The organism is Nocardia ignorata NBRC 108230 (assembly GCF_001612905.1).
In the GTDB taxonomy this organism is placed as follows: Bacteria; Actinomycetota; Actinomycetes; order Mycobacteriales; family Mycobacteriaceae; genus Nocardia; species Nocardia ignorata.
The window spans coordinates 306,930-332,665 of the sequence record NZ_BDBI01000005.1; the positions used below are offsets into that span (position 1 = coordinate 306,930).

Genomic DNA, 25,736 nt, shown 5'->3' on the forward strand with positions numbered 1-25,736 from the left:
TGCGCTCATGTCGAGAAATGCAGCGAAGGCTTCCTCGCAGGCGTCACTTCATCGGGGGTACTGGAGGCTTGTCGATCAGGTCAGGTCGACCAGCACTACCTTGGCGGCGCCGACGACCTTCTCGATCCACGCTTTCGTTTCGGTGGATACCTTCTTGTCGACCCGGAGGACCACGGTGGCACCTGCGGCATCGACATCCTGTGCCAACTGTGCGGCCTTGATATCGACTCCGGCCTGGCCGAGAACGGTTCCGATGTAACCCAATTGTCCCGGGCGATCCTCGTAGTTCAGCACGGCCAGGTTCAGACCCTCGGCGCGCATGTCGTAGTTGCGCCCGTTGATGTTGACGATCTTCTCGACCAGGTTCGGCTCGGTCAGCGTGCCTGCCACGTTCAGGGTCGAACCGTCGCCGAACACGGCGCGCAGGTCGACGACGCTGCGGTGAGTCGGGCTCTCCGAAGCGGTGGTGACGGTGGCGGTGATGCCACGCTCCTTGGCCAGCGCGGGCGCGTTGACGAAGGTGACCTGGTCCTCGACCAGCGCCGAGAACACACCGCGCAGCGCCGACAGCTCCAGCACGGCCACGTCCTGCGCGGACAGCTCGCCGCGAACCTGCACCTCGACGCTGACGGGCAGCTCGTTGGCGATGGCACCCAGCAGCGCGCCCTGCTTGCGGACGACGTCCAGCCAGGGGGCGACCTCGTCGTTCACGGCGCCACCGGTGACGTTCACCGCGCCGGGCACGAACTCACCGGCCAGTGCCAGCAGCACCGACTTGGCGACATCGGTGCCCGCGCGGTCCTGCGCCTCCGAGGTGGACGCACCGAGGTGCGGGGTCACGACGACCTGCGGGAGGTCGAACAGCGGCGAATCGGTGCACGGCTCGGTCTCGAACACGTCCAGACCGGCGGCGCGCACGTGGCCGGACTTGATGGCGTCGGCGAGCGCCTGCTCGTCGATCAGCCCACCACGCGCGGCGTTGACGATGATGACGCCCGGCTTGGTCTTGGCCAGGGTCGTCGCGTTGAGCATGCCCTTGGTCTCGGGGGTCTTGGGCAGGTGGATGGAGAGGAAGTCGGCGCGCTCGAGCACCTCGTCCAGGGTCAGCAGCTCGATGCCGAGCTGGGCGGCGCGCGCGGGTGAGGTGTAGGGGTCGTAGGCGACGATCTTGGTCTCGAACGCGGCCAGACGCTGCGCGAACAGCTGTCCGATGCGGCCGAGGCCGATCACGCCGACGGTCTTGCCGAGGATCTCGACACCGTTGAACTTGCTGCGCTGCCAGGTCTTCTCGCGAAGGGTGGCGTCGGCGGCCGGGATCTGGCGCGCGGCCGAGAGCAGCAGCGTGACGGCGTGCTCGGCGGCGGTGTGGATGTTGGAGGTCGGCGCGTTGACGACCATCACGCCACGCTCGGTGGCGGCGGGCACGTCGACATTGTCGAGGCCGACACCGGCGCGCGCCACGATCTGTAGCTTCTTGCCCGCGTCGAGCACCTCGGCGTCGACGGTGGTGGCGGAGCGCACGAGAATCGCGTCGGCGTCGGGGACCGCGGCGAGCAGCGCCGGGCGGTCGGGACCGTCGACCCAGCGAACCTCGACACCGTCACCGAGTGCGTCGACGGTCGACTGGGCGAGCTTGTCGGCGATCAGAACTACAGGACGGCCTGCTTGGCTCACTGTGGGGTACTCCTCTGGCTGGGTTCGACGGTGAGTTCGTGTCGAACAGAATGTCGCTATCTACGTAGTTAGACAGTAGATACTGGGCGCGAGCACAGCAACTGATCCGAGGTGTGGCGCACGCCATGTGCTGCTAGTTAGGCAACCGGGAGACTGCATCGGGACCAGTTCCGCGAGACTGGTTGTCTCGACTGATCCGCTGTGGCGTCGCGGTTTCACCGCCCGATAGCCGGGTAATGCGCCGACGACCAGCTGATTCGCCGTCGCCGACATAAGTCGGCGACCCGTCGCCGTCGAGGAGAAAATTCATGGGTACCGTCGCTGAACTGCTCGACTCATATCCGGCCGACCTCGGCCAGGTCGACCGAAAGGTGCTTGCCACCTGCATCGAGCGATGTTTCGAATGCGCACAGGCCTGCACCGCCTGCGCGGATGCCTGCCTCAGCGAGCCGGGTGTGGCCGAGATGGTCAAATGCATCAGATCCGACCTCGACTGTGCCGACATCTGTGACACCACGGGCAGAGTGGTGTCTCGCCACACCGGCTACGACGCGAACCTGACCCGGGCCCTACTCGAGGCGTGCGCCACCGCATGCGCGAGCTGCGCAGATGAATGCGAACGCCATACCGCGCACGAGCACTGCCGTGTTTGCGCACAAGCATGCCGGCGCTGCGAGACAGCCTGCCGGGAGCTGATCGCGGCACTCGGCTGACCGACCCATGCACCGGAGAGGTCGGCGCCGTCACGATAGGCGCGGAATGCTCGAGCGATTCCGGGTCCATCTAGTTCGGGCCGCTGATTGCTGGTGCCCCGGCGGGCGAAGTCTACGTAGGGAAATCGTAGATACACGTTCGGTGGTGGGGGCGGCGGGTAGCGCTCGAGCGCACCCGTCCGTCCTGCTCGTCTCCATGGCTTCTTTCACGCCTGCCGACTTCCAATCTCGAACGCGGTCGCGAGCGTCGCGGACACCAAGGCCGACAGCACGACTGTCCCGGTGGCGAGTTCGGCCGACCAGGCCACCCCCGGGCCGAGCTGCAAGGCGACCAACTGCGCCGACCACAGGAGCGTCGGCAGCGCGACCGCCGCCACCGCCACCGTCGGTACCCGGGGCGCCACGGCTGCGAATGCCGCGACAAATCCTTCGACGACCAGCCCGGCGACGACGGCCGCGATCACGACCGAGGGCCGGGTGAAGTTTTGCACTGTCTGGGCGAGGACCGCCAACACGGTGACGAAGACGGTGATCGCCCCGAGCGGCAACCGTCGCCGCATCAGCAGTAGCACCACTGGTAGCACGACCAGCACCGTGGTGACCAGGTACGCGCCTAGGCCGGCCTGGGCCGGGATCTCGGTGGCGTAGTGCTCCGGCGTGCCCTCGGGAAAGTTGCCGACCGCGCGCAGTGGCGCGTCGGTGGTGAACGCGGAGACGTAGCTGAGGGCGAAGCCGATGATCCCGGTGATCGCGGTGGCGGCGACGACCGCGGGCGCTGCCCAGATCGGGGCGGTCGGCTGTTTGATCTGGGTCGCGCGCAGCGGGCCGGAGAACAGCAGCACCGCCCCGGTGAACAGGAGCAGGTGGGTCGGGCTGATCAATGCGTCGAGCCCGGATTCGACTCCGAACCTGATGTGCCATCCCATGTCCGCGACTCCGGCGGCGAAGAAGACACCGACCCCGGCTAGTGACCAGCCATATCCCGGGGGCATCAATACCAGCGCCGAGATCAGTGATCGACCTGCCCTGCGCCGCACCCCCATCGCCAGCAGCAGGGCGGCCGCCGTGCCGAGGCCGGAATACAGCAGCAGATGCCACCACGTGAAGAACGAATCGGGCAAATCAAGATAGTGTGCGCGCCCGTCCAGGTGCACTGCCACCACGATCCATACGCTCGCGGCGGCCATGGCGAGGTCCTCGCCATGGGTGCTGTCGGCGGTCGTTGACCCAACGCCTATGCCGTCCTGCCGTTGCATGTTCACCATGGTCCGGTCTCTCTTCGGCTCGATGCGAGCCCTGGTGACCCACGACACCAATATACCCACTAGGGGTATCAAGGTAAACCGAGAATACCTATACCCCCTAGGGGTTGACAAAGGCGGGCGGGGATGTCGCGCTCAGGTGGACGGCCGCGGCAAGGCGGTCCGGCCCCGCCTGGCTGGCATTGGGCGCGAACTATGTATTCGGGCAGTAGGTACCGCTCATTCGAAAAGTGACACAAATCACATGGTTTCGAAATATTCTGTGTAGCAGGGCAATTCAGTGAGACGATCTTCGGTTGAAGGGGTCTCTTACTGCATGACGCAGTAGATATCCGCAGGTGAGTCGCCTAACTACCTGAGTCCTCACGCCCGAACCGCGGTGTTCACGAAATGTTGCGGGACGGTCATGGATCGGTACAGTTCCTATCACGCCGCGCGCCGAAAGTCGCTGTCGATAAGTCGGCAACGACCTGGTCGAGCCGGCCTTTCGCCGACCGACCCGAGGACGAGCCTTGTCACATCACCGAAAAGCTTCTGGTTCCGTGTCCGTTCAACATCTGCTCGCCGACTCCAGGCGTTCGGGTCGGCATCGCGCCGAAACCACGCCGGATGGCCGAATAAAGGTGGCCGTCGGCGTCGCGGCTGCTGCCGGAGCTCTCCTCAGTACGTCGACGCAGGTCGCGATGGCAGCGCCGTTGGCGCCGGATGTCGCCCATGACGTGGAACCTGCTGCCGCACCGTTTGGATTGGCTGGACTGCCCGCCGAAGTTGTCGGCCCGCTCGCCCAGGCAGAACAGTTCATCGAGGATCTGCAGCAGCAGGCTATTCCCGCCCCGCCGCAAGCGGTAGCGCCACCGGCGGCGTTGCCTTTGGCTGGTGACATCAGTTCTGTATTCGGTGCGCGATGGGGTCAGTTCCATTCCGGTGTAGACATCGCGGATGCGCTAGGGACGCCCATTCGGTCCGCTCTCGCCGGGACGGTGCTCGAAGCCGGTCCGGCATCCGGATTCGGTCAGTGGATTCGTATAGGGCAGGACGACGGAACAACCGCCGTGTGCGGCCATATCAATGACATCTATGTCCAGGAAGGTCAGCGAGTGAACGCCGGCGATGTGATCGCTTCGGTCGGCAACCGCGGCATTTCCACCGGCCCGCACTTGCATCTGGAAATCTGGGATCAGGACGGTGTCAAGATCGACCCACTGCCCTGGATGGCCAGCAAGGGGATTGTGATGGAACAGCATTGGGGTGCTGACTGACCGATGGTCCTGAAGTGGGGCCGGATCGCCACAATCTCTCGCCCCACTTCAGGGGATTGCGGCGAAAGCACGAGATGAGGGATCGTGCTATTTTTCGCCGCAGTCGACGCCCCAGGAGGGAGCGTCTCGCGCCAGCTCAAGTCGCTGACGCAAGCATCTACTATCTACGTTAGTAGACAGTAGTCTGCTTGATCTGTTGGCGCAACATCGCTGGTGACGGAGGCAGCCGCGTCGCACTCGCAGGTCAACCGCTCGAGCCCGCCTCACCGTGCTCGGGCTCCGCAAGCCCATGGACCCATCGGGCGCAGGAGACTACGAGTATCGAGGGACTGGACACGCTCATTTTTGCCCCAGCAGTGTCTCCATCTGGGTGATCTCTTGCTGCTGTGCCGCCACGATGGTTTCGGCCAGCTGTTTTGCCTGGGGGTTGGTTCCCGAGCTGATCTCGGTTTGGGACATCTCCACCGCTCCACGGTGGTGGTCGATCATCATCTGCAACCACATCTTGTCGAACTCCGGCCCGGACATCGCCTCGAGCGAAGACATCTGCTCCGGCGACATCATTCCGGGCATGTCGTGGTTCATCGCGCCGCTGGCAGGGTCCGGTTTTCCGAAGCTCGCCAGCAGCGACTGAATCTGGGTCATCTCGGGCTGCTGGGCTGCCTCGATCCCGGCCGCGAGGTCGATGACCTGTTGGTCCTGGGACCGTGAAGGCACCAGCTGTGCCATTTGCACGGCCTGCTCGTGGTGGGGGTACATCATCTGCAAGAACGTCACGTCGGCGTCGTTGAAAGTGGCCGCCGGGGCGGTGGTATCCGCCGAACTCACCGACACGCCGGGTGTGGTGGAGGGAGGCTGGACCGTGGGGGAGTCGCCGTCATCGCCGCAGCCGGCGACGACCAATGCGACCAACCCGATACACGGAATGAGCCTTCGAGCCATGATGGAACGTCGAGACATGTGAACTCCTCAGGAGTCGGGACATGACCTTCACGTTGAATCACCGACCGACGGGCCGCAGGGCACCCTTGCCGGGCCCGCGGATTATCGGGTCTTCCGACGGACAGTCGGAAGCTTATCGCTTCGACCTCGTTCACATCGGCATGGACGGGAACATCATGTTCCACATGTCGCGCAGCATATTCATCATCTGCATGCACATCCCGGGCATCATATCCACCTCCTCGTTCGCAGGCCCCCATATAGTCGCGACTACCCCCGGCCGCTGGAAGTATGCCAGCGCCAGCCTGCCAGCCTTGCCGTCTACAAGGAGGGGGTGAGCCGAATGAACCCCTTGAAATGTCGGGTGACTGGGAGGGGCGCCCTCGTCGTCGCACCCGGCACCGTTGCCGCCCAGGTTTCCGACCGTGGCAACACGGCCGGTAGTCGACCGTCCCGGGCTCGTAGAACCCGGCAGCCAGCCCGCTGCGCGGGCCGACCGCCGCACGCATGACCGGGAAACTACGATCGAAATACCAATCCGAGACCGTTCAGGCCAGCACGTCAGCCCCGCGAAAGATTGAGGCTAATGCTGTCCACTTCCCGCACCGCGGAGGGTGTGTGATGGGTTCTGCTCAGGCGTGGGCGAGCAGAGACTACATCCTGAAGGCCGCGGGGCTGACCGGGACGAACTTCGCGTCAAGGTCGTGGCTGTCGGGGGTACAGGCGTAAAACGGGCCGACTGGGTTGGTCAGGGTGTTGAGCAGCGGATAGAAGAAGTCGCGGAAGTACACGGCCATGGCGGCACCGGGCTGGACGACTGCTTCGAGCCACGCGCGGCGTAGCGACCACAGCACCGTGACCGCTTCGGGGTGTTCGTACCATTGTGAGCACCAGCAGATCGCGCCGTTGGCAGTGCTTGTCGCCGAGCGCGGTAGTTTGCGTTGGGCCCACGTACCGATGTTGGCGATCACCCAGTCCAGCAGCACTTCCATGTCGATCTGGTCCATGGCCGAGTCAGGGGGAGTAGTCGCTGGGGTTGCCACCGTTTCGGCTGTACCCGGTGGTGCGCCGGTGACTGTGCTGGGCGGGGCGCTCGCGGTCATCCGGTCAGCGAGTACTCCGAGCGCTGTTTCGAACTCGTCGAGTCCCTGGGCCGAGCGGGCGGCGGTAGCGTCGACACGCTCGACTTTCGTTGACAGCAACCGGTTTTGGGTGCGCATCTCGACGATCGCTTCGCTCAGCATCGCGAGCTGGTCGCGCAGTTCTCCGAGACGCGTGTCCGGAGACCCGTCAGTGCTCACGCCGCACTCGCCTCCGCGTTGTCGTCGAGTCGCCGACGCAGTGTCTTCGCGACCGGGTTGGCCGGACCTAAATGCTCGATCGCGGCGTTCTGCACCTCCTGGGTGGCCTCGTCCCGGACCCGTTCGATGTCGCCCTTTTCCGGCTCGGTGTACCAGGGAATAAGGTCGATCAGGACCGGCTTCGAGGACTGCCGGATCAGCAACGCGTTGTGCTTTTTCATCGCGGCGATGTCTTCGACGGGCATGATCGGCTCGAGTGATCCGCGGTCGTTGGAGGTGGTGACACCGCCAGGACCGTGCGAGCGGCGGCGCTCGCGGGGCTTGTACTGGCCGACAAGACCGGAGATCTTGCGCAAGAACGGCTCGTCCTGCAATCCGGCGCCGAGAATGCGCACGGTCGACGCGCCCCACAATGCAGCTGCTTCGTCGGCGCCCCAGGTGGAGATGATCTGTGCTTCGGACTGGAAGATCGCGGTGACGCACATCGACTTCGAGCCCAGATGCGAAGCAAGTTTCGGCAGGCGCTTGATCCGGCAGATGTTGGCGCATTCGTCAAGGACAAGTGTCAGAGGCGGGTCGACGCGTCCGCCATGGGCTGATGCGGCGAGGTCGCCGAGTTCGAAGATCTTGGCGACCATCGCGGCGATCACCGCGCCGGCGCTGCCCGATCCTTCTTGAGTCATCAGGTACAGGGTTGGAGCCTTGCCGTCTTCGAAGGCGAACAGCGACCACAGGTCGAGTTCGGTGATCTTTTCCGTGGTTGGCTGTTCCCAGGTGTGCGGTGGGGTGATCCAGCGCAAGGTCTCTTCGTCCTGGATCGAAGCCAACGCGGTCTGGGCCTCACCGTAGACGCCGCCTCGGGTTTCGGGTGGTAGGTCCAGCACGGCGGCCAGAGCGTTGCCCGCGCGGCGATTTCCGTGTTGGAGCAGGATGTCGATCGGTTTGTCGGAGTAGGTGTCGATCCAGTCCAGGACATCGCGCATGGTGCGTCCGCTCAGCGCGGCGGCCAGCAGCGCCCATGCCAATAGGTTTTTTCCGGTGGGTGCGAAGAACGGGTCTTCGTTCTGGGCGGAGCCCGCACCGCGGTTCTCCTCGATGAAGTGCTCGGCGATCATCTTGGCCTCGCGCAACGTCGTGACGGCGGAAAGGATGTTCCACCACCATGTTTGGGGGGCGTAGGCGATCTGGCTGGGGTCGAAGACGTAGACCGGTCCGACTGCTTTGCGTAGGGCTCCGGTGAGAATCCATAGGTCGGGTTTGTTCGAGGTGGCGATTATCGCGCCGGGTGCGGACAGGATGCGCGGGACGGCGACGGCCGAGGTTTTGTTGCTGCGCGGTCCCATCAGCACGATGGTGAAGTCCTCCCAGGACGCGTAGACCAGTTTGCCCACCAGGCGACCGATCACCGGGGCCAGCTCCCGCATGGACACGCCCTTGGCGGTATCGATGGAGGCACGCAGGCCAGCCCCCCGCTGGGCAGCGTTCTTGCCGAGCATGTCTGGGATCTGGCTCTTGTCGCGCAGCAGCGTTTCTGGCGTCTCGCGCGGCCACGCTTTGCGCACTGCCCACCCCAGCATGGCCACCAGCAGAACCAGCACCACCGTGACCAGCGCGATCACCAGCAATGAGGTGCCTTGTTCGTGGATTCGGTAGACGCCGTAGCCGATTCCGGCCGCGACGAACGCCGCGATCCACACCCAGGCCAGCGCGGAATCTTCCATCACGCACTCCTTCGCAGGGCGCCGACATTCACAACCTGCACCGACACGCCCGCCTCCTGGGCCGCCAGCAGCAGCTCGGCCCTCAATGCTGCGGCTACGCCCGCGCTGCGGGTGCCAGGCACCTCGACGACGAAGATCTCCCCATGCGCGGCGAGCGCACCCGATTCGAGGCGCGGCAGTTGTTCCATAACCGACCCTGCCCCCGCCTGCGGGCTCAGGGCGGCGAGGATCGGGCCGTAATCCAGTGGCAGCACGGCTTGGCGGACCACCGCCCAGATCGCGGCCTGCTCTCCCGCCGGCGCTTGTCGGAACGTGTCCATATCCGCGGTCGGACCGTGCTCGCCGGACAGGTCCAGCAGGCGGTAGGGCTCGTTCAGGTTGCCGGTGTGGATCCAGTCGAGAACGTCGGTGAGGTTGCGTCGTCCGCGTACGGCGGCCAGGAGCAGGTTCGCGGTCATCAGCGATGCCTCTGGGACGAAGAACAACGCGCCTTCGTCTTGAACCACGGAGAACAGCGCCTCGGCGATGCGGTCGGCGTCGGTGGCATCGGTGATTGCTGCGAGTAGGTCCCATCGGAAAGCTGTTGCTGGGCCGCATAGTTCGGGGTTCCACACGAGGCTCTGGCCCCACCAGCGGCGCGGCAGTGCCGCAACATGGTCGGTGACCGTGATGATCATGGCGGTGGTTGTGCCACCGGGATCGGGGTTCCAGTCTGGTGCGGAGATGACCTCCCGCATCACGATCCTTTCCCGAGTCGGTCGCTCATGCTGCACGGTTGCTCCGCTCCGAGGCGGGGCCGTCGAGTGCGCTGAAGGCGCCATCGGTGTTGTAAAGGGTGAGTTCTTCTGGTGTCAGGTCGACATTCACGGGCAACCCCATGCGTGAGCCGGATTTGATGAGGTACTTGCCTCGGCCGGGATGTCGCTGACCGGGCACCCAGGTCGGTGGCGCAGACCATCGCGTCACCAACTCCTTCTCGCCGGAGGTAAACGGTGAAATCGCGTGCAGCCGATCCATTTCGGCATTGTCGAGCCCGCCGATGACCTTGATGGCGTTGCGGGCGACCATGCCTTTGGCTTTGGCGCGGTCGGCCTCGGTCGGGAGCGCCTCCAGGTCGGTAATGGAGTGCGTCGACTGGACCGACACCACTCCGCGTCTGCGGTTGAGTCGGGTCATCCGGTCGGACTTCTCGACCAAGCCGGGAGCCGCGCGCAGCGCCCGCCACAGCTCGTCTTGGGGCTGGAAAATATTGCGGCGTTGTCCGGCGGCCTGCTTGCCCTCGATCAGGCCCGCCGACCATGCCCATGCGCACATCATTGCGGCGGCCACCACATCGTCGCCGTCGTCCTCCACGGCGCCGAGCGACAGCGAGATCGCTGGCGGGTCGGCGTCGAGGGAGAAGCTCGACGGCCGGTCGAACATGCCCTTGATCGGGCCTTCACACAACAGGACCAACGTATTACGCAGCTCGCGGATCTCGCGCTGGTAGTCGTGCTCATCGCGGGCTGCCACGACGCGCAGCAGCGGGTCGGTGGCGGAGTCGAGGATCTTTACCAGCTCGGGGATCGTCGGATCGGGCAAACCGCAGCGTTGGCTGGCGGCATCGGCTTGGTCGACGGTCATGGCCAGCAGCAGCCGTTCGGTGGCAGTGAGGTCCTGGCCGCCGACGATCGTGATCAGCGATTCCAGCAGGTCCAGCCGACGACCGCGAGCCTGGGAGACCAGCTGCTCGCGTGCGGTGCCCACCGCCGCGTTGATCGCGCCGCGTAGCGGCCCGAGGTCGAGGGGGTTGAGGCTGTGGAGGCCGCGCCCGATACGGAACACCTTGCCGTCCAACGCTTCTACGATCGGGGTGTATTCGTCTTTGATGTCGCCGGGGATCACCGCGGCGAACCCGAACGCGACAAGACCGACGAGCAGGCGCTTGATCGCGGTGGACTTCCCGATGCCGGGCTGTCCTTGCACCCACAGGCCGGTGTTGGTGACCAAACCGTCGACCAGCCACTGCGAGGGGTCGAGTCCGATGGGTTCGGCGGTGTGTAGGTGGCGGCCGAACGGGACGCCGCGCACTCGTGCACCGGACGCGGCAGGGAACGGGTATAGGCCCTGGACTTGGGTGGTTGTGCCCGCGAACAGGCGCCCGGCGTCGACGTTGTGGGCGTACCCACCGAAGGGTCGATGCTCCCCTCGCGCGTCGGGAATCGGGGGCATCGACGCGAAAGGCGCGAACGGGTTGAACGGTTCTTGGCCGGGCTCATCAGGATCGAGCGAATCCTGTGTGCGGTAAGCCGGGACAACTCCCAGCTTGGCCAGCCAGCGTTCAGCCAAACCTGCACGGCCTGCCGCCCGATGCAGCCGCGCAGTGGCCTCGGCTTCGGTGACAAATCCGGTGCCGGTCACGCTAGCCACCTCTGTGCGGCACTACGCGAAAGTCCCGAGGTCGGCTCGATGCCATAACCGAGCGAAGCCGCGAACGCGGCGGGCTGCGCGCCACGGGCCCGGCGGAACTGCAATTTGGTCGCGCTGACTCGATCCTCGATATCGGCGCAGGCCGCTGCCAAGGTTTCCTCGTTGCGTGTCGTGGTCGTGACATACATGGTGAATCGGCCGAGTCCCGCGCCCATCGACTCCTCCTGTGCGGCCTTACGCGCGCGCACACGATCGTCGAATTCTCTCTGGGTCTCGTCCTTTTTCGTTTTGGTGTTCCAGAGTTGGCGGAGTTTGCCGCCCTGAATTTCACGTTCGACGATGTCGGCTGCGGCTGCGGCGCTGTAAGGTCGGTAGACCAACGAGAAACGCCGATAAAACTTTCCCGGACTGACCAGTTTGAGCAGGATATGGTGGCGCACAACGCTACTGGGCATTCCCTTGAGCACCCAGGTCACCGAATAGCCCGAGTCGTGGTAGTAGACATCCTTGGTGGTTTCGGCGCGCAGGGCGCTTGCGTCGGTCCAGACCAGCAGTTCGTCGTCATCGTCGGGGGTGTCGGACAGGAAGATCCGGATGGCGGGGTCGACCGCGGCGCGGATGTTGCGTATCACCGACGCGGTGGACGCGCGGTCGGTCACCGTCGCCCCGGCCGCGGCGAGCGCGGACTCGATGCGCGGCAGCCACCGCACCACCTCGGCCGCACCTTCGGACAGCGTCTTGGGCTGCGGCGATGCCTTGGATAGATCGAAGTTCACCGTGACCCGCATCTGAATGTCGGCGGTGGTCGAACGTGACTGGTTGACGGCCTTTTCCATGATCTTCTTGGCCAGCGCGGGCGCGTTTTTGCCGTCGCGCTCCATACGCGCGAGGGTGTAGGCGCGCTGGTCGACACCGCCGGTCGGCGACGATTCACACGTGAAAACGACCGAGGAGATGATCGGGGTGAACCCGAGATCGGCCAACCAGGCGCCGTAGTTGCGGACCCACGCGGTGGTGTCGGCGCTGTCGGCCAGGGTGATCCCGACCGGGGACACCCTCAGCACCGCCGACAGGATGCCGGTGCGTCGGTTCCAGATCAGGCACTGAGTGCCGCCGCGACCGTCTTCGACGGTCAACGGCATCAGCGGAGCCAACACACCGGGCATGTTCTCCCCGCGCGGCACCTCTTCGAGGACGTCGGCGGCGTAGGCGTCGCTGTTGTGGCGGTTGCCCCACCACGCCCGGACGTTCCAGATCAGATGTTCGACGACGGTGCGTCGCGAGTCGCCCATCGGGACGATCGTCAGTGCCAGCACGGGGATGGCGATGAACAGGCCGATGAAGGCCGCGAACAGGTTGATGAATGTGGTGAAGGCCAATCCCACCACCGAGGCCAGGATGATGGCTGTGCCGCTGGTTCCCAGGCGGCCCAGCCCGTAGCCCTTGACTTCGCGGAATCCGCCGTAGCCGGTGTCGCTCATTGTTTGTCCTTAACGTGTGCCGCCTGGCTCGCGGTGTATGGATGTGTCCTGATTGGGTGAGGTGTGTTGGCGCTCATCGGTGTTCGGGCCCGACGTCGTCACCGGTCATCTCCGCGCCGACGTCGTCGGCGGCATTGGCGGCCGCACTGGCCGCTGAGAGCCCGGCTTGGATCGCCATGGAGACCCCGCCGGTGGCAGCTGCTCCTGCGGCGGCGGTGGAGCTACCGTCGGCCGCTGCGGCGCCACCAGCCTCAGTGCCACCGGCGACGTCGATGCCACTGCCGTCGCTGCCGCTCGGTGTGGTGGGTGTGCCGGAGGCATCGGGATTCTCGGGCTGCGGGCCTGGTCCGGCTTCGAGTTCGAGCCCGGAACTACCGGTGCCCAGCGCTTTGGGCGAGGACCCCGATTCCAACTGGGCCTGTCCACCACCAGAAGTCAGAGCGGAGGTGCCCCCGTTGCCCGGCGACGGGTCGGGCTCGCCGCCACCGGGGCCGGTCGCGGACATGAAGCTCGCGAATCCATCCCCACCCGAGGAAGAGCCCGAGCCGCTTCCACCCATGGCCGCAGCGGCGCCGAGCGCCCCGCCCGCCAGACCACCGACCGCGAGGCCGAGCGCGCCGGAGCCGCCGCTGACGTGCATGCCCATGAAGTCGAAAAACTTCAGCATCGCGGGCAAGGCGATCACCGCGAGCGCGATCACCATCAAGCCGGTGACCAAGGTGGTCAGCGATTGCTCCTGACCGATGAGCTGAAAACCGAGGGAGTAGATGAACGCCGCCATCGGCTTGTAGAGCACCAGCGCCACGCACGTGGCGGCGATGCGGGGGAACCACTGCCGCCCCCACGTGGTGAGCTGTCCCGCAGCAGCGAACAGAATCATGTTGTGCAGCACGACGATTCCGGCCTGGCGGATAAAACCCATCACCCACTGGATCGCGCCGAGCAAGAACGCGACGATACCCAGCAGCAGCACACCGCCCGGGTTGCCGATGGTCGAGGTGCCCAGCATGGCTTGGACTCGTTGGCCGAACTGGTTGGCGTCGGTGTCGATGATCTGGTGAGCGAAGTCGTCTCCGGCGTGGATCGCGCCGGAGAGCACGATCAACGCCATCGAGGAAATGACGATGTATTTCACTCCGCCGAGCAGGATCTGCGCGCCTGGCTCGGTGCGGCGGGTCACCATCATCACCATGGCGCCGCTGAGGACCCCGGCCATCATGATGAAGAACACGACTTTCTGGACCGGTGCCTTGTCCGCCATCACACCCGCATAGGACAGGCTGATCGAGTCGGTACCGATCCACCAGGTCATCGACTCGACCAGCAGGTCACCGCTGAACTTTCCGATGGATTCAGCAGCCTTACCGAACGCCGAGTCCACCGCCTTGCCGACCGTGTTGTCGGCGACCCTGCCCGGGTTCAGGTCGATCGTGGTTTGTGTTGCGCCGTTGTTGATTTGAGCTCGGAACGCGGTGTCGTCGTTCGAGTAGAGGTAACCGGTGTCGGGTTTGTTCTCGCACCCAGGGAACTGGGGGTGCTGCGAGCACCAGATCACGCCGTCGGCGTCGCGCCAGCTCTTCTGCTCAGAGCTGAGTTCGGAGAGTTTCTGTGGCATGCCCGGTGGTGGCGGCTCGGCCGAGACCAATGCCGCTGGGCCCATCATCAGCGCCAGCAGCATTCCCACTAGCGCTATGGGCCGCAGAATCGACCAGGTGTTCGTGCTCATCGCCCTGCCCTGTCATGGAAGGTCGTGAACCCTGTCAGGCCCGTCGAGTTCGGCAGTTCGGGGAGGCCCGAATCGACCTGGTAGACCCAGTCGTTGCCGTCCCAGAGCGTGGCGCGGCGCACGAAGTCGTAACCACCCTTGTTGGACGGCACTGCGAAGTAGATCCGCGCGAACATCGGTGTGTAGGTGGCGAATTGGAAGGCGACCGGCTGACGGAAGGCTGCTTCGAACTCTTCGGCGGACAGGTTGCGGGTCTGGGTGACCGCGTTGCGTACCTGCTGTTGCTGGCCGAGGTCGGCGCGCACCTGGGTACCGAGCAACTGCTCGTAGCGGGCGTCGGTCTGAACCCGTGCCGCGATCTGCCACGCTGCGACGAGCGCGCCCTGCGGAGTGTGGGTGTAGCCGTGGGCGCGCGGCCCATCGACCTGGGTGGGCCCGTCCGCGCCGAAGGGCAGACGGACGCCGTTGATCAACTTCCAGTCCAGCTCGCGTGGCGGCGTCGTGACGGTGACTGCGTCTGGCGAGGGGGGTGTCGCGAAATCGTTTGGCTGGTCGCGTATTACGGCGACCGCGATGATTCCGGCGACTGCGCCCAGTACGGCGGTGACGGCCACCGGCAACCAGCGCCACAGTGGTCGTGGGTCGCGGGGTGCGGGGTGTTCGGCAAATTCTCGGGTGGTGAACATCAGAGTTTTCCTTGCTACAGCGGGGTGAATCCGGTCAGGTCTGCCGTTTCTGGCAGCGCCGGGGCGCTCAGCTCGTTGCTGTAGCGCCAATCGCCGTCGCGCCACACCACCGCTTGACGGGTGATCCGGAAGGAACCGGAGGCGCGGGGGTAGGCGTAATAGATCGTTGCGGCGTCGCCGGTGTAGTCGCCGACCTTGAAGCCGGCGGGCTGCACAGTGCTGGCCTGCACGGCGGCCGGGTCCAGCCGAGGCTGGCTGATACGGGCGGTGAGGATCTGGTGACGGTCGGCGGGTGAGACCGCGGCCTGAATGTCGAGGACGCGGGCGAAATCGGGGGAATAGAGCAGTCGCATGCCGATCTGCAGTGCCGCGACGGTCGCGCCTTGCGGGGTATGGGCGTAACCGGTCGTGACCGCCCCGTCGATGTGGGAGGGCCCATCCGAGCCGGTGAAGGGCAGTGGCACGCCGTCGACGCGCTGCCAAGAAAGCCCCTGGGGCGCGGCAGTCAGCCAGGCCGGGTCGGCAGGGGAGCGGGTGACCGGGATCTGGGGGACCAGCGAACCCTTCGCGGCGGTCGTCACCACAGGCGTCGCGGCTGTTGCGATTGCGTCGCCTGGGGCATCGGTCTCGCCGTGGAAGCCCACACCGACAAGGGCGAGCGCGCCGACAACGGCGAGTGCCGCCGCGCTGACCGACCCGATCAGATACGCGCGGCGCGCTTTCGCCAGGCCAGTGGTGTCGCGGAACTCGGAGGTAGTCAATGACATTGGTGTTCGATCTCTTTCACAGAAATGCGTTGATGACGGTGTAGGCCGACCCGGACAGCACGGTGGCGACGAGGACGACCGGCAGCGAGTGCAGGGCCTTCTTTGCTTGCTCGGAGCGCCCGCGAATCCCCACCATCAGCACCGCGGCGGTGATCAGCACGCCGCCGACCGCGCAGGCGAGCGCGAGGGTGCGCATCCAGCCGAGCGAGTCAGCGATGAAGGAATCCAGGTCCTCGGGAGCGTCGGCGGGATCTCCACCGAACCGGTCCCATCGCACGCCGCCGGTGGTGGGGTCACGGATGGGAATTTGCTCTCCGGTGCCGCCGCCACCCGGACTCTGGGGACTGAGCTGCTGACTGGTCGGCGGGGCCGGTGCGGTCGTCGGCGGCTGAGCGTGTACGACTCCGACACCCACAGCGGTCAGGGTCGCGGTGAGCGCGAACACCCAGAGCGCCCGTTTCACCGAAACGCCTCGATTATTCCGCCCGCGCCGCCGGTGATGACGATGCCGAGGATGACCATCGGCAGGTGCCCGAGAGCGTTCTTGGCGGCGTCGCTGCGACCGCGCAGGCCGACGAATAACATTCCGGCCACCGCAAGCAGTCCAGCGAAAGCCAGTGCGTAGCAGAGGGATTTGGCGTAGCCGAGCGTGTCGTTGACGCGATTGCCCAATTCGCCGGGCAGTTCCTTCGCGGGCGGATTGGGGACTTGCGCCAACCAGTCGGCGGCCATTAGCAATGTGGACATGGGGATTTCCTTCTCGTGATCGATCAAGTCACCCGCAGGACGGGACGCTCGTGCTCGTCCTCGTCGATGGGTTCCGTCTCGGATGTGGCTGTGGTGGTGGGGGTTTCGCGATCAATGGCGGTGCGCACCGCCTGAGCCAGCTCGTCGCGGACCTTGCGGGCGGGTTCGGCCCACCGATAGGTCTTGCGGTCGGCATCGAAGACGCCGGTGGACAGCAGGTCCCACGGGTTGTCACTGGCGGCCAGCGGTGACAACCAGCCGAGCCGCAGCACCGGGGTATCGAGGTTGGTGGCGGCCATCTTCAGTCGGCGCTGGACAACGGAGGGCCAGCGCGCCTCGCTGTCGGCGACGACGACCAGGACCGGGCGCGTGAGCATCTGCTGGGCGGTGGCGATGGCCCAACTGACCGCGACGGCGGTCGCGCGGGTTACCAGGACGTCGACGGCCTGGGTGCCGTTGGCTTCGATGACGCCGACGTCGATGCCGTCGAGCAGATGTGCCACCGTGGTCGTGCCGACGCCACCGGCGATTCCGCCGATCACCGGTCGCCGCGGTCGCGCGCTCATCGCGCGACCATCTGGGACACACGCCAACCGGCGCCGACCTTGACCAGCGCTAGCCCGACCACCAAGTGACGCTCCGGCAGGGGCCCGTTCGCCGTGCTCACCCTCTGGGTGACCTCGAGTAATCGCGTCGCGGAGTTCGCGGTGTCGGCGGGAGCGCCGGCCTCCGCGCCGGGGCGTACGCCGTCAGCGGGCACGCGCAGTACCGCTGAACGTGCGGTCAGGTCGAGCCAGTCCGCTCCCGGGCCAGATATCGGTAGATAGTCGCGCAGCAGCTGTGTGAGCCGGGGTTCGAGCAACGGGGCCGCGCGCAGCTTGGCGTCGTGCGGGGACAGATCGTGGGTGGTGTCCCACCCATACCAGATCCGCGCCACGGCGACCGCGACCGCATCGATGTCGGAGCCTTCGACCGGTCCGACCTCGACGGGAAGTGAGGTCGGAACCGCCAGCGGTGTCGAGGGCGGCGTCACCGGAACTCGCGAAGTGGTTTCGGTCGGGGTCGCGACCGGGGTCGTCGGTGTCGGGGTGGTTGTAGGCGCGTTGTGGTTCGCCTGGCCCGTGGAGCATGCCGCCACTGCCAGCGCCGCCCCGGCCAATGCGACCGCCTGCATCGTCCAAGTAGTTTTCGGCATCATTGTCTTTGGATTCCTGCTCCGAATCGTCTGATTTCGATTCCTGGCCCCAAATTCGATAAGGGGGAGATTTTCACCTGATCACCTGATTGGGGGGCTTCGACCATTTGTCCGCCGCCGAGGGCGATGGCGACATGTTGCGGATTTCCGCCGCTCGGAAAAACGATGTCTCCCGGCTGGATTTCGTCCTCGTTCACAGGGTGACCGCGTGTGTCATTGAGGATGGAGGTGGTGTAGTGGGGAAGTTGAATAGATTTGCCGCTCGCCTGCCCCACGGCGTACAGAACAAGTCCCGAGCAGTCGAAGCCGACTTTCTCGTAGTCGCCGAAGGAATCGGCGACACCGCCGTCACGAATTCCCTGTGACGGCCCGTCGAGAGTGCCGCCGCCCCACGCATACGGCGTTCCTTGCCAGCACAGTGCCGCTGCAGCCACGTTCGTGCCGAAGACTGCGCCGGGGCGGAACTGACTGCAATGGGTGAGTTCGACGGTGCCGAGCTGGGTGTATTTCGCCAGCTTGGCTTTGACCCCAGGCGCGTAGCCCTCGGTCTCCCCATTGACGATCTGGGGCCCGCCAGCGGATATCACACAGCCGTATCCGCAGTTGTAGGCGGCGAGCACGATGTCGATCAGGTCGCCCTTGATCCGTCCGCTGGCCAGGTCCTGCTTGGCCCGCGCGACGGTGTCGCAGTCGAACTTCGCCTGCGCCATGATCGCGTCGGCCGGATCGAAGGCAGAGATCACGCCGTTGCCGTCGGCATCGACGCCATAGGACGGCCAGGTGTAGGGCATGAACTGCGACAGGCCCTGGGCGCCGGCCGGGGAGACCGCGTTGGGGTTCCAGCCCGATTCCTGCTCGATCTGGGCGGCGATGAGCGGGGCCGAGATCTCCTCGCACAGAGTGCCCGCCCGGATGACCCACGCCTCGAATTCGGGTGGAACAGTGCCAGTCGCAAGTTTTCCTTGAGCGAAACTCGGATTGTCCCGGTCGCTGTCGATGAAGATCGCGACAACCAGCACCGGAATCATGACGAGCGCCATCAAGAGCGCTACCAATTTCGATACTGATTTCATCGCGATACACCTCCTTGGGCATGTTTCGTGAAAGGCCGTATTCACTGGGAATACGGTAAAGTGGTATTTGTTCGGCATCAGGCGCCGAGAGAATTGCGGTCGCTACGTTCTTTCACTTACGCCCGGCGCGCTGACGCCGGGCGTAAGCAGAAAGGAGGTCACAGAATCAGAGACCGGCCTGGATCTTCGCGGTCAGCCATTTCACGATCCATTGCGCGGCGGTGTCACCACTGTCATTGACCGTGTAATTGCTCGCATAGGACCGGTGCGCATCCAGTAGGAGATAGGACACGGCCTGTGATGCTTGCTGAACGAGTTCGTCGGGTTTGGTCAGGCTGACCAGCGCATCGAACTCGGGCATATTGACAACCTCGGCGACGTCATCGAGCATCGTCGAGGAAAACACCATCTCCGCCAGTGTCAGCGGCAGCGAGTACGGTGAAGTCGCCGCGACCACTCCGAGTTTCGTCAGCTCGGTGATCACAGAACTGGCGGCCTTCGCGACGACCTGTGGGTCGGCCTCGGCGACGTTCTTGACCAGCTCCATGCCGCGGCCGATTGCATAGTTCGGCAGATCCTCGGGCGTGATGTTGAGCAGCGGTACCACCGCGGCGACGACCTTGGACTTACCCGAGAGCGAGCAAATCGTGTCGTTGGGCGCGCACATCGTGGTCACCCGCTCTGCGAGAACGCCCATCCCGCCGTCGCGCTGACCGAGGACACCCTCACCGCCCGGGTCGGCACCGACCAACGTTTCGGCCACCGTCGACGACTTCGTATTGACCGAGGTCGTCGACGGAGCACCATCGGAAGCGGAAGAAGCAGTCGACGCCGAACGTTTCGGGTCCGACAGCAACCCGCCGGCCAGGATGCGCGAGGGGTCGACCACGCCCCGGCGGTTGCCGACCTCGGACAGGAAGTCGCCCGCGATCAGCGCACCCTGGCTGTAGCCCAGAATGACGAACTTCGACAATGGGCACGCTTGCGCCAACTCCGTGGCCCGCGCCTCGAGCGCTGACTTGCCGTTGGCGCGAGACTGACTGAGTGTCAACGGATTTCCCGTCGCGATACCAGCGATCGGACCACCCACCTGCGCCACGTACGGCACCTGTTCGGCGCGCACGGACGTCGCGTTGGGCCTCGGTGCGCTCGTCGGGGTGCTCCGGGTCGACGAGGACCCGGCCGCCTGCTTCGGCACCGTCTCCGCCGCAGCAGGCGGTGTGGAATTCAAGGCCGCCAGGAGCGGCCCGGTGATCTGGCCGAGCATGCCCGGTACGACCTTACGGTCGGCGTCGGCACTGGTCTCCCAGGTGCCGGGGACCGCCAACGTGATCACATCCGAGCAGTCGGTCGCCGTCGGCGCCGGTTCGGGATCAGCCCATGCGGGCACCGAGGCAGCCGATGTCAGCACCACCGCCAGCGCCACGGTGCACGCGGATCGCCGCCCGATCCTCGCGGCCGACATCATCGCACCAGTCCCTGCACAGCGGTGAGCGCACCGTTGGCGGTCTCGGTCAGCGGACCGAGCTGGTCGGACTCGAACGGAGCCTGCTCGCCGATCGTCGAGGTGACCGCGTCGACGATGCCCGAGGTTCCCGGCGTCGAACGGGCAGCGGAGAGGCCGTCAGAGGTCACCTCCGCGAACGCGGCATCGACCGGCGCGGCCATCGGCTCGTTCTGCCACGCCTGTACGCTGCTCTCGAGCGCGGAGGCGACCGTGTGGACAGCCTCGACCCCGCCGGGTTGGGCCTGGACCCAGTCCACCGCCGACTCGGTCGCGGATCGTGCGGTATCGGCGCCCGCGTGCAGCTGATCGTGCAGCGACAGGTCGGGCGCACCGGGACCGGGGACTTCTTCCGGCGGAGCGACGAAATCTGAGCCGTCGCCCGCCGTCGCCACTCCGCCGACCAGAGCGCCAACTGCCCAGCCAGCCGCACCACCGGCAACTGCGGCGGGGACGCCGAGAACCGCAGCGCCGACCGCTGCGCCGGTCGCCGCGCCCAGCACGGTTCCCGCCACTGCGGAGGGGACGATGCCGACGATGGGCACCGGGACCAGCGTGCCTGCCGCAGCACCGGCCGCACCGCCGATCGCAGCTCCGACGAGACCGCCGCCGACTGCTCCGATCGCCGCAGCGGGAACTCCCAGAGTGATTGCGCCGATGCCGAGTCCGCTCGCACCGCCCAGGACCATCGTGGTTGACATGACGTCGGCGCGGGAGGCGCTGATCCCCGCCGATTGAAGGGCTGCGTTGGTGTCGCGCTGGGCGAGGGCCACGTGGCCGTTGACCTTCCACGCCACATCGGCGGGCACCCAATCCGGGCGGTCGATGGTCAGATCACCGAGCCCGAGTTTCTCCGGGGCAGGGGGAGTGATCACCTTCGGCGGCTCGACTGGGATCGGCGCGGGCTCCACCGCGACCGGCAGGTCCGGTTCTGGCGCGGGCAGGTGTAGTCGCTGCGGGCTCGACTGCTGCTGAGGTAGCGCAGGGCCAGTTCCCTGATCGGTGGACGGTCGCGGGTCGCGATACTGACTCGGATCGGTCGGTAGCGCGGGCGTGGGAATTGCTCTGCCCAACGGGGACTGCTCGGTAGGAGGACGGACCGGAGCGGTCGGTCGGGTCTCGAAACCCGGTTGCGTTGTTGCAGGACCAGCAAGGCCGGGCTGCTGCGTCGGCGCGGCTTGGGCCAACGCCGAGTTCGCGGCCAGGACAATCGCCGCTGCTACCGCCGAGGTCATCGCGACCCGCACAAGGCCGGTGCCCGGTCCGAGCAGTCCCGTCATCCGGGCGTTCCTCCCCCCGTGCGCGACGGGGCAATCCCAGATCGGTGCAGTGCGATTGGCATCGGGTTCGACATTGTTCGCGGTCATGCGGCGGCCCGCCCGGGCACGCTCGACAGGACGCGCGGGGACGATTTGCCCACGATGCTCGCGGACGCACCGACTCGGCGTGCCGCAGTCACGAACTCCTCGACCTCAACGGCGGGCAAATCGTAGAAAAATCGTGCGCCGCCGGGGAATTCCACGTGCACGGTCATTGTCGGGATTGTGGACATGTTGATGCTCCATTCAAAAGGCAAGTGGGCATGGCGATTCCAGGTCTGGATGTGCGCTTAATTGGGGCTGCGGCTCATCCGGTGACCGCGCGAAATTGCTATCGCCGACGGCTGGTTGCGCCGCGCGGAAGGACGCGGGCGTCTGCCTGGTCGGCAGCCTGTCGACTAGGTCGCTCCCACATCGGCACTTCTCCCTCACTTGCAGTTCAACGACCGATTTCCGGCCGCGAAATGAAGGTAAATGGCCTTTGGCAAACGGGCAATGTGCAGTTCAGAGGGGTAAATCGAAGTAATGGCAACTATTCGGCACGGGCTACTACGACCAACTTCGATCAGGCTCGATCACGTTGGATTGAGTGAGATAGATCACGCATCGGGGTTGTCGAAACCGAAATCAGCCCAGGGGGCGGCCAGTGGCTCTCGCTATGTGGGATCGAAACCTGGCGAACCATGTGATATCTCGCACGCTGATTCACTGGTTGTCGTCGCGGATCTCTGGCGGACATTGCCAGGTCATCACTGCGGTGCCGCGGTTGCATCAGCTCGTCGACTTGCTATATGGCCGGGCTTATGCGGTAAACATCGCCAGGGCGCGTCGGCTATGTACCAGCTATTATGCTGGGGAGCTATTAGTGGAACGGTCGCTTCTACAAGCGTGCGCTGCTGGGTGCACAGATGGAGATCGTGTACAGAACCTGGAGGTCGGGACTGCGGTGGATGAGAGCCGGTTACAGAGCATCTTGGACGGAATCCCTCTAACGCCACCTTGGACGGTCGGGGAGTTCGCGAGGTGGCTGTCCGGGCGTCTCGGCAAGCGGATCGTCTTGGACCCATGGCGGGTGCATGTGCCGTCGGTGTCGCGATGCGGCGCCCTTTGGGTCACGCAGCAGGAGCTTGTCGTCAAGTACGACCCCGCGAGATCACCTCGCGGGCAGCGGCAGGAAATCATGCACGAGGTCGGTCACGTTCTGCTCGAACACAGAGGTGACGACCAATTCGAGGTGACCGACTCGTCGCTGGCCGAGGGCCTGGACCCGCAACGAGTCCGCGAGATCATGCACCGGAGCCACTTCGATTCCACTGCGGAGCGCGAAGCCGAATGGCTGGGAACCCATCTTGCAGGGATGAGCCGCGGGCGGCCCGATGACATCAGCGGCGCGCGCCACCGCGCGGCATCTGTAATCGAACTGATGTGGCGATGAGTCCCAACCCGAGCCCCCTTCTCGTCGCCGAAGCCACGTCGTCACTGTCCGAACCGGTCGCGATGGCGCTGCTGGTCTGGATCGCAGTCGTAGTTGTGGCCCGCATGACGGCGCTCATCGACCGGCTGAGCTTGGACTGGGCATTGGCGACGCTGGCGGTGTCGTTCTGGTTTACCGCGCTGCTGCGGGACCGGGCCGTTCAATCGGTGCTGACACGCTGGATCGCACTCGCTGACATCCGCCTGGCCACCCACGCGGCTGCATTGTGTGCTGCTGGCGCTCTCGTGTGGATCGGATTGTTGTGGCACGCGCGAAAACCCGTGCGCGACAGCACCATAGTGGTGATCTGGGTCGGGGTCGCGGTGCTCGTCGTCGCGCTGGCGTGGATCTCGGCCCCTGCGCGCACGGCCAATATCGCGGTCGAGGAGCTTTCGGGCTGGCGGCCCGGCGTCTACCTGATGACCTATTCGCTGCCCACCGCGCTCGCCGAGCTGATGATTTTGGTCACCGCCGTGAGTTTGGTGTGGCATTGGCGCCAGAGCCTCGCACGCGCGGCGTTCGCGGGTGTCCTCATCGTCTGTATCGTCGTCTCCCAGATCGACGCCTGGACTCGAATCCTTACCGGTTGGTTGATCACCGCAGGGGTACGGGACGACCTCACCGTCGACCGGGCGGGGACCAATGATCTGTTGTTCCTGGCCCCGGTCGCGTTGCTGATGCTGCTGGCTTTGCCCTCGATCACCACATCCCTGGCGATCCGGCTGCGCCGAGACCCCGCCTCGCGCAGTATCGCGGTGCTCGAGCCGATGTGGGCGGACATGATGGATGCTCGCCCAGAAATGCGTCTGCACGTCAAAGCGCGCAAAACGCTGCCCCAGGTGACCGAACACCGCATGCGCATCGAGATCGAAGACACGATGATCTCGGCCGCCCCCTACCTCGCCGGTCTGGGCCCGCGTCCGGACCCGTCCCAGGTGTGCGAGGCGCTGCGCGCCGCCCTGGACGCGGGCGAAGAGGGGCACCACTACCAGGACGCGACCGCGCCGGAGTGGGTGGGAAACGAAGCGTTCGTACTCAAGATCGCCCGCCAATGGAGCAGGACCCGTCCCGGCCCTGACCAGGCCACAGAACTGCATCCCAGAGAGGTAACCGTATGACCATGACGAAAACTACTGCGGCGCAAAGCATTCCGCATCCGCCAAAGCGGGTGCCGATCCTGGGTGACGTGCTGGGTATGGATCGCAAACGCCCTAACCAGAAGACGCTGTGGCAGTTCAGCCAGCTGGGGCCGCTGTATCGGCGCACGTTCGTCGGCGGAATCCATCTGACCTTCGCCGGGTCGTCGGACCTCATGCGCGAGGTCATCGACGAGAAGTCATGGCAGCGCCATTTCGCCCGCCCATACGAGAAGCTACGCGCCATCGCCGGGAACGGTCTTTTCACCGCTTCGAATGATTCGATGGAGTGGAAACGCGGACACGAGGCGCTGATTCAGGGCTTCGTGCCCGCCGCGCTCGCTGATTACCACGATGCCTTCGTGCATGTGGCGGAGCAGACCGCGCAGTGGCTCGGGCAGGGCTGCACCGTCGATGACACTGCCGCGATGATGGGCGATGCCGCGCTGGAGGCGATCGGGCTGGCTGGGTTCGGCTACTCAGTCGGCGCGTTCGCCGACCGCGAGAACGGTCGCAACCCGTTCGCCGACGCACTGACGCGGGTCTTCGCCTACGCCCAGGAATCGGCAATCCCGTTGGTGGGCAAGCTGACCGGCGGCAAGCGCGCCCGCCAGAACGACCGGGATGTCGCGTTCATGAAGGGCGTGGTGTCCGAGGTGATCGAAGCGCGGCGACAGTCCGGCCAGCGGTACCCGGATCTGCTCGATCGCATGATGTACCCCGTCGACGGGCCGGCGCTGCCCGATGACAACCTCGTCGAGCAGGTGCTGACGCTTTTTGTCGCCGGGCACGAGACCACGGGCAACCTATTGGCCTTCGTGACGCACTTCCTGGCCAATGATCCGGAGCTGGCCGCGCGGGTACGCGCTGAGGCCACCGCGCTGACCACCAACGGCCGCATCGCCTACGAGGACGTCGCCAAGCTCGAGGTCACCGATGCGGTGATCGCCGAAGCGCTACGGCTGTGGCCCATCGCGCCGGGATTCTTCCGCGAAGCGCGCCAAGACACCACGCTCGGCGGATACCCCATCGCCGCGGGCGAATGGGTGTTCGTGCTGCTGTTGGCGGTGCACCGCGATCCGGCCGTGTGGGGGAGCGACGCGAACGAGTTCCGCCCCGATCGCTGGCTAGGTGGATTCCGGCCGAAACCCTGGGCATATCGACCGTTCGGCACCGGCCCGCGCGCGTGCATCGGCCAGGCGTTCGCGCTACACGAAGCGAAACTGCTGATCGCCTCGTTGGTGCGCGATTACGAACTCACCGCACACGGCGAACTCGATGTCGAGGAGAATCTGACGCTACGCCCGGCGAACCTGAAAGTCGGGTTCCGCCGCATCGAATGACCAG

24 protein-coding genes are annotated in these 25,736 nt (G+C 65.6%); 5 read left to right on the forward strand and 19 right to left on the reverse strand.

All coding sequences use genetic code 11. The features are described 5' to 3' along the window. Positions 1-75: 75 nt before the first annotated feature. A complete protein-coding gene (gene serA / locus NI2_RS05215) occupies positions 76-1,674 on the reverse strand; it encodes a phosphoglycerate dehydrogenase (RefSeq protein WP_067486551.1) in 1,599 nt (532 codons plus the stop codon). A 308-nt stretch (positions 1,675-1,982) separates the two neighbouring features. Here serA and NI2_RS05220 point away from each other — a divergent pair, with 308 nt between their 5' ends. Next, the gene (locus NI2_RS05220) at positions 1,983-2,387 is read left to right on the forward strand and encodes a four-helix bundle copper-binding protein (RefSeq protein ID WP_067486554.1); all 405 of its coding nucleotides are present in this window, start codon (positions 1,983-1,985) and stop codon (positions 2,385-2,387) included. 206 nt (positions 2,388-2,593) lie between these two features. Here the strand turns inward: NI2_RS05220 and NI2_RS05225 are convergent, their stop codons facing one another. Further along, a complete protein-coding gene (locus tag NI2_RS05225; protein WP_133734032.1) occupies positions 2,594-3,643 on the reverse strand; it encodes a hypothetical protein in 1,050 nt (349 codons plus the stop codon). Between the two features lie 548 nt (positions 3,644-4,191). On the opposite strand from NI2_RS05225, the gene NI2_RS05230 reads away from it, so the two are divergent. Next, positions 4,192-4,908, forward strand: coding sequence for a M23 family metallopeptidase (locus tag NI2_RS05230; RefSeq protein ID WP_243749907.1), 717 nt, complete (start codon positions 4,192-4,194; stop codon positions 4,906-4,908). 339 nt (positions 4,909-5,247) lie between these two features. On the opposite strand, the gene NI2_RS05235 is transcribed toward NI2_RS05230, so the two are convergent. The 17 genes from NI2_RS05235 to NI2_RS33565 form a co-directional block, all read right to left on the reverse strand. Continuing rightward, positions 5,248-5,820, reverse strand: coding sequence for a DUF305 domain-containing protein (locus tag NI2_RS05235; protein WP_371851937.1), 573 nt, complete (start codon positions 5,818-5,820; stop codon positions 5,248-5,250). A gap of 683 nt (positions 5,821-6,503) precedes the next feature. Then, positions 6,504-7,151 (reverse strand): DUF4913 domain-containing protein, encoded by a 648-nt coding sequence (locus tag NI2_RS05240; RefSeq protein ID WP_067486560.1) that lies wholly within the window; start codon positions 7,149-7,151, stop codon positions 6,504-6,506. Continuing rightward, positions 7,148-8,872 (reverse strand): type IV secretory system conjugative DNA transfer family protein, encoded by a 1,725-nt coding sequence (locus tag NI2_RS05245; protein WP_243749910.1) that lies wholly within the window; start codon positions 8,870-8,872, stop codon positions 7,148-7,150. The genes NI2_RS05240 and NI2_RS05245 overlap by 4 nt, the downstream gene beginning before the upstream one ends. After that, positions 8,872-9,609 carry a type IV secretory system conjugative DNA transfer family protein gene (locus NI2_RS05250; protein WP_067486566.1) on the reverse strand — a complete coding sequence of 246 codons (738 nt, stop codon included), beginning with the start codon at positions 9,607-9,609 and terminating at the stop codon, positions 8,872-8,874. Before NI2_RS05250 ends, NI2_RS05245 begins: the two co-directional genes overlap by 1 nt. A 25-nt stretch (positions 9,610-9,634) precedes the next feature. Then, entirely contained in the window at positions 9,635-11,272 is a 1,638-nt protein-coding gene (locus NI2_RS05255) for a hypothetical protein (protein WP_243749911.1), read from the reverse strand. Then, positions 11,269-12,762, reverse strand: coding sequence for an SCO6880 family protein (locus tag NI2_RS05260; RefSeq protein WP_067486570.1), 1,494 nt, complete (start codon positions 12,760-12,762; stop codon positions 11,269-11,271). Before NI2_RS05260 ends, NI2_RS05255 begins: the two co-directional genes overlap by 4 nt. Positions 12,763-12,835: 73 nt before the next feature. Then, positions 12,836-14,488, reverse strand: coding sequence for a hypothetical protein (locus NI2_RS05265; protein WP_067486573.1), 1,653 nt, complete (start codon positions 14,486-14,488; stop codon positions 12,836-12,838). Further along, positions 14,485-15,174 (reverse strand): DUF8175 domain-containg protein, encoded by a 690-nt coding sequence (locus NI2_RS05270; protein ID WP_067486576.1) that lies wholly within the window; start codon positions 15,172-15,174, stop codon positions 14,485-14,487. Before NI2_RS05270 ends, NI2_RS05265 begins: the two co-directional genes overlap by 4 nt. A gap of 14 nt (positions 15,175-15,188) precedes the next feature. Further along, complete coding sequence (locus NI2_RS05275) at positions 15,189-15,941, reverse strand: DUF8175 domain-containg protein (RefSeq protein WP_067486579.1); 753 nt, start codon at positions 15,939-15,941, stop codon at positions 15,189-15,191. A gap of 16 nt (positions 15,942-15,957) precedes the next feature. Further along, positions 15,958-16,404, reverse strand: a complete 447-nt coding sequence (locus tag NI2_RS05280) for a hypothetical protein (protein WP_067486583.1) — start codon at positions 16,402-16,404, stop codon at positions 15,958-15,960. Further along, entirely contained in the window at positions 16,401-16,688 is a 288-nt protein-coding gene (locus NI2_RS05285) for a hypothetical protein (RefSeq protein ID WP_067486586.1), read from the reverse strand. The genes NI2_RS05280 and NI2_RS05285 overlap by 4 nt, the downstream gene beginning before the upstream one ends. 23 nt (positions 16,689-16,711) lie before the next feature. Continuing rightward, positions 16,712-17,254 carry a hypothetical protein gene (locus NI2_RS05290; protein WP_067486589.1) on the reverse strand — a complete coding sequence of 181 codons (543 nt, stop codon included), beginning with the start codon at positions 17,252-17,254 and terminating at the stop codon, positions 16,712-16,714. Beyond that, positions 17,251-17,883, reverse strand: coding sequence for a hypothetical protein (locus tag NI2_RS05295; protein WP_243749912.1), 633 nt, complete (start codon positions 17,881-17,883; stop codon positions 17,251-17,253). The genes NI2_RS05290 and NI2_RS05295 overlap by 4 nt, the downstream gene beginning before the upstream one ends. After that, on the reverse strand, positions 17,883-18,956 hold the full coding sequence (locus tag NI2_RS05300; protein WP_067486595.1) for a C40 family peptidase: 1,074 nt from the start codon (positions 18,954-18,956) through the stop codon (positions 17,883-17,885). Before NI2_RS05300 ends, NI2_RS05295 begins: the two co-directional genes overlap by 1 nt. Before the next feature lie 166 nt (positions 18,957-19,122). Beyond that, the gene (locus NI2_RS05305) at positions 19,123-20,424 is read right to left on the reverse strand and encodes a cutinase family protein (protein ID WP_067486598.1); all 1,302 of its coding nucleotides are present in this window, start codon (positions 20,422-20,424) and stop codon (positions 19,123-19,125) included. Continuing rightward, positions 20,421-21,740, reverse strand: a complete 1,320-nt coding sequence (locus NI2_RS05310; protein ID WP_133734033.1) for a hypothetical protein — start codon at positions 21,738-21,740, stop codon at positions 20,421-20,423. The genes NI2_RS05305 and NI2_RS05310 overlap by 4 nt, the downstream gene beginning before the upstream one ends. Positions 21,741-21,823: 83 nt before the next feature. Further along, positions 21,824-21,994, reverse strand: a complete 171-nt coding sequence (locus tag NI2_RS33565) for a hypothetical protein (RefSeq protein WP_157104649.1) — start codon at positions 21,992-21,994, stop codon at positions 21,824-21,826. Between the two features lie 857 nt (positions 21,995-22,851). Here NI2_RS33565 and NI2_RS34360 point away from each other — a divergent pair. From NI2_RS34360 to NI2_RS05325, 3 genes are read left to right on the forward strand one after another with little or no spacing between them, the layout of a single operon-like run. Next, positions 22,852-23,214: an ImmA/IrrE family metallo-endopeptidase gene (locus tag NI2_RS34360; protein WP_166655771.1), complete on the forward strand. Its 363-nt coding sequence runs from the start codon at positions 22,852-22,854 to the stop codon at positions 23,212-23,214. Further along, positions 23,211-24,371, forward strand: a complete 1,161-nt coding sequence (locus NI2_RS05320; protein WP_067486606.1) for a DUF6545 domain-containing protein — start codon at positions 23,211-23,213, stop codon at positions 24,369-24,371. The genes NI2_RS34360 and NI2_RS05320 overlap by 4 nt, the downstream gene beginning before the upstream one ends. Before the next feature lie 2 nt (positions 24,372-24,373). Next, complete coding sequence (locus tag NI2_RS05325; protein WP_084475936.1) at positions 24,374-25,732, forward strand: cytochrome P450; 1,359 nt, start codon at positions 24,374-24,376, stop codon at positions 25,730-25,732. Positions 25,733-25,736: the final 4 nt, after the last annotated feature.

Excerpts from the sequence above, each read along its gene's own strand:
- NI2_RS05265 (WP_067486573.1), bottom strand. The coding sequence starts at position 14,488 with ATGAGCACGAACACCTGGTCGATTCTGCGGCCCATAGCGCTAGTGGGA.
- NI2_RS05275 (WP_067486579.1), bottom strand. The coding sequence starts at position 15,941 with ATGTCATTGACTACCTCCGAGTTCCGCGACACCACTGGCCTGGCGAAA.
- NI2_RS05220 (WP_067486554.1), top strand. The coding sequence starts at position 1,983 with ATGGGTACCGTCGCTGAACTGCTCGACTCATATCCGGCCGACCTCGGC.
- NI2_RS05285 (WP_067486586.1), bottom strand. The coding sequence starts at position 16,688 with ATGTCCACATTGCTAATGGCCGCCGACTGGTTGGCGCAAGTCCCCAAT.
- NI2_RS05325 (WP_084475936.1), top strand. The coding sequence starts at position 24,374 with ATGACGAAAACTACTGCGGCGCAAAGCATTCCGCATCCGCCAAAGCGG.
- NI2_RS05245 (WP_243749910.1), bottom strand. The coding sequence starts at position 8,872 with ATGGAAGATTCCGCGCTGGCCTGGGTGTGGATCGCGGCGTTCGTCGCG.
- NI2_RS33565 (WP_157104649.1), bottom strand. The coding sequence starts at position 21,994 with ATGACCGTGCACGTGGAATTCCCCGGCGGCGCACGATTTTTCTACGAT.
- NI2_RS05310 (WP_133734033.1), bottom strand. The coding sequence starts at position 21,740 with ATGACGGGACTGCTCGGACCGGGCACCGGCCTTGTGCGGGTCGCGATG.
- NI2_RS05225 (WP_133734032.1), bottom strand. The coding sequence starts at position 3,643 with ATGCAACGGCAGGACGGCATAGGCGTTGGGTCAACGACCGCCGACAGC.
- NI2_RS05295 (WP_243749912.1), bottom strand. The coding sequence starts at position 17,883 with ATGCCGAAAACTACTTGGACGATGCAGGCGGTCGCATTGGCCGGGGCG.
- NI2_RS05300 (WP_067486595.1), bottom strand. The coding sequence starts at position 18,956 with ATGAAATCAGTATCGAAATTGGTAGCGCTCTTGATGGCGCTCGTCATG.
- NI2_RS05290 (WP_067486589.1), bottom strand. The coding sequence starts at position 17,254 with ATGAGCGCGCGACCGCGGCGACCGGTGATCGGCGGAATCGCCGGTGGC.
- NI2_RS05250 (WP_067486566.1), bottom strand. The coding sequence starts at position 9,609 with ATGCGGGAGGTCATCTCCGCACCAGACTGGAACCCCGATCCCGGTGGC.
- NI2_RS05320 (WP_067486606.1), top strand. The coding sequence starts at position 23,211 with ATGAGTCCCAACCCGAGCCCCCTTCTCGTCGCCGAAGCCACGTCGTCA.
- NI2_RS05260 (WP_067486570.1), bottom strand. The coding sequence starts at position 12,762 with ATGAGCGACACCGGCTACGGCGGATTCCGCGAAGTCAAGGGCTACGGG.
- NI2_RS05305 (WP_067486598.1), bottom strand. The coding sequence starts at position 20,424 with ATGATGTCGGCCGCGAGGATCGGGCGGCGATCCGCGTGCACCGTGGCG.
- NI2_RS05270 (WP_067486576.1), bottom strand. The coding sequence starts at position 15,174 with ATGTTCACCACCCGAGAATTTGCCGAACACCCCGCACCCCGCGACCCA.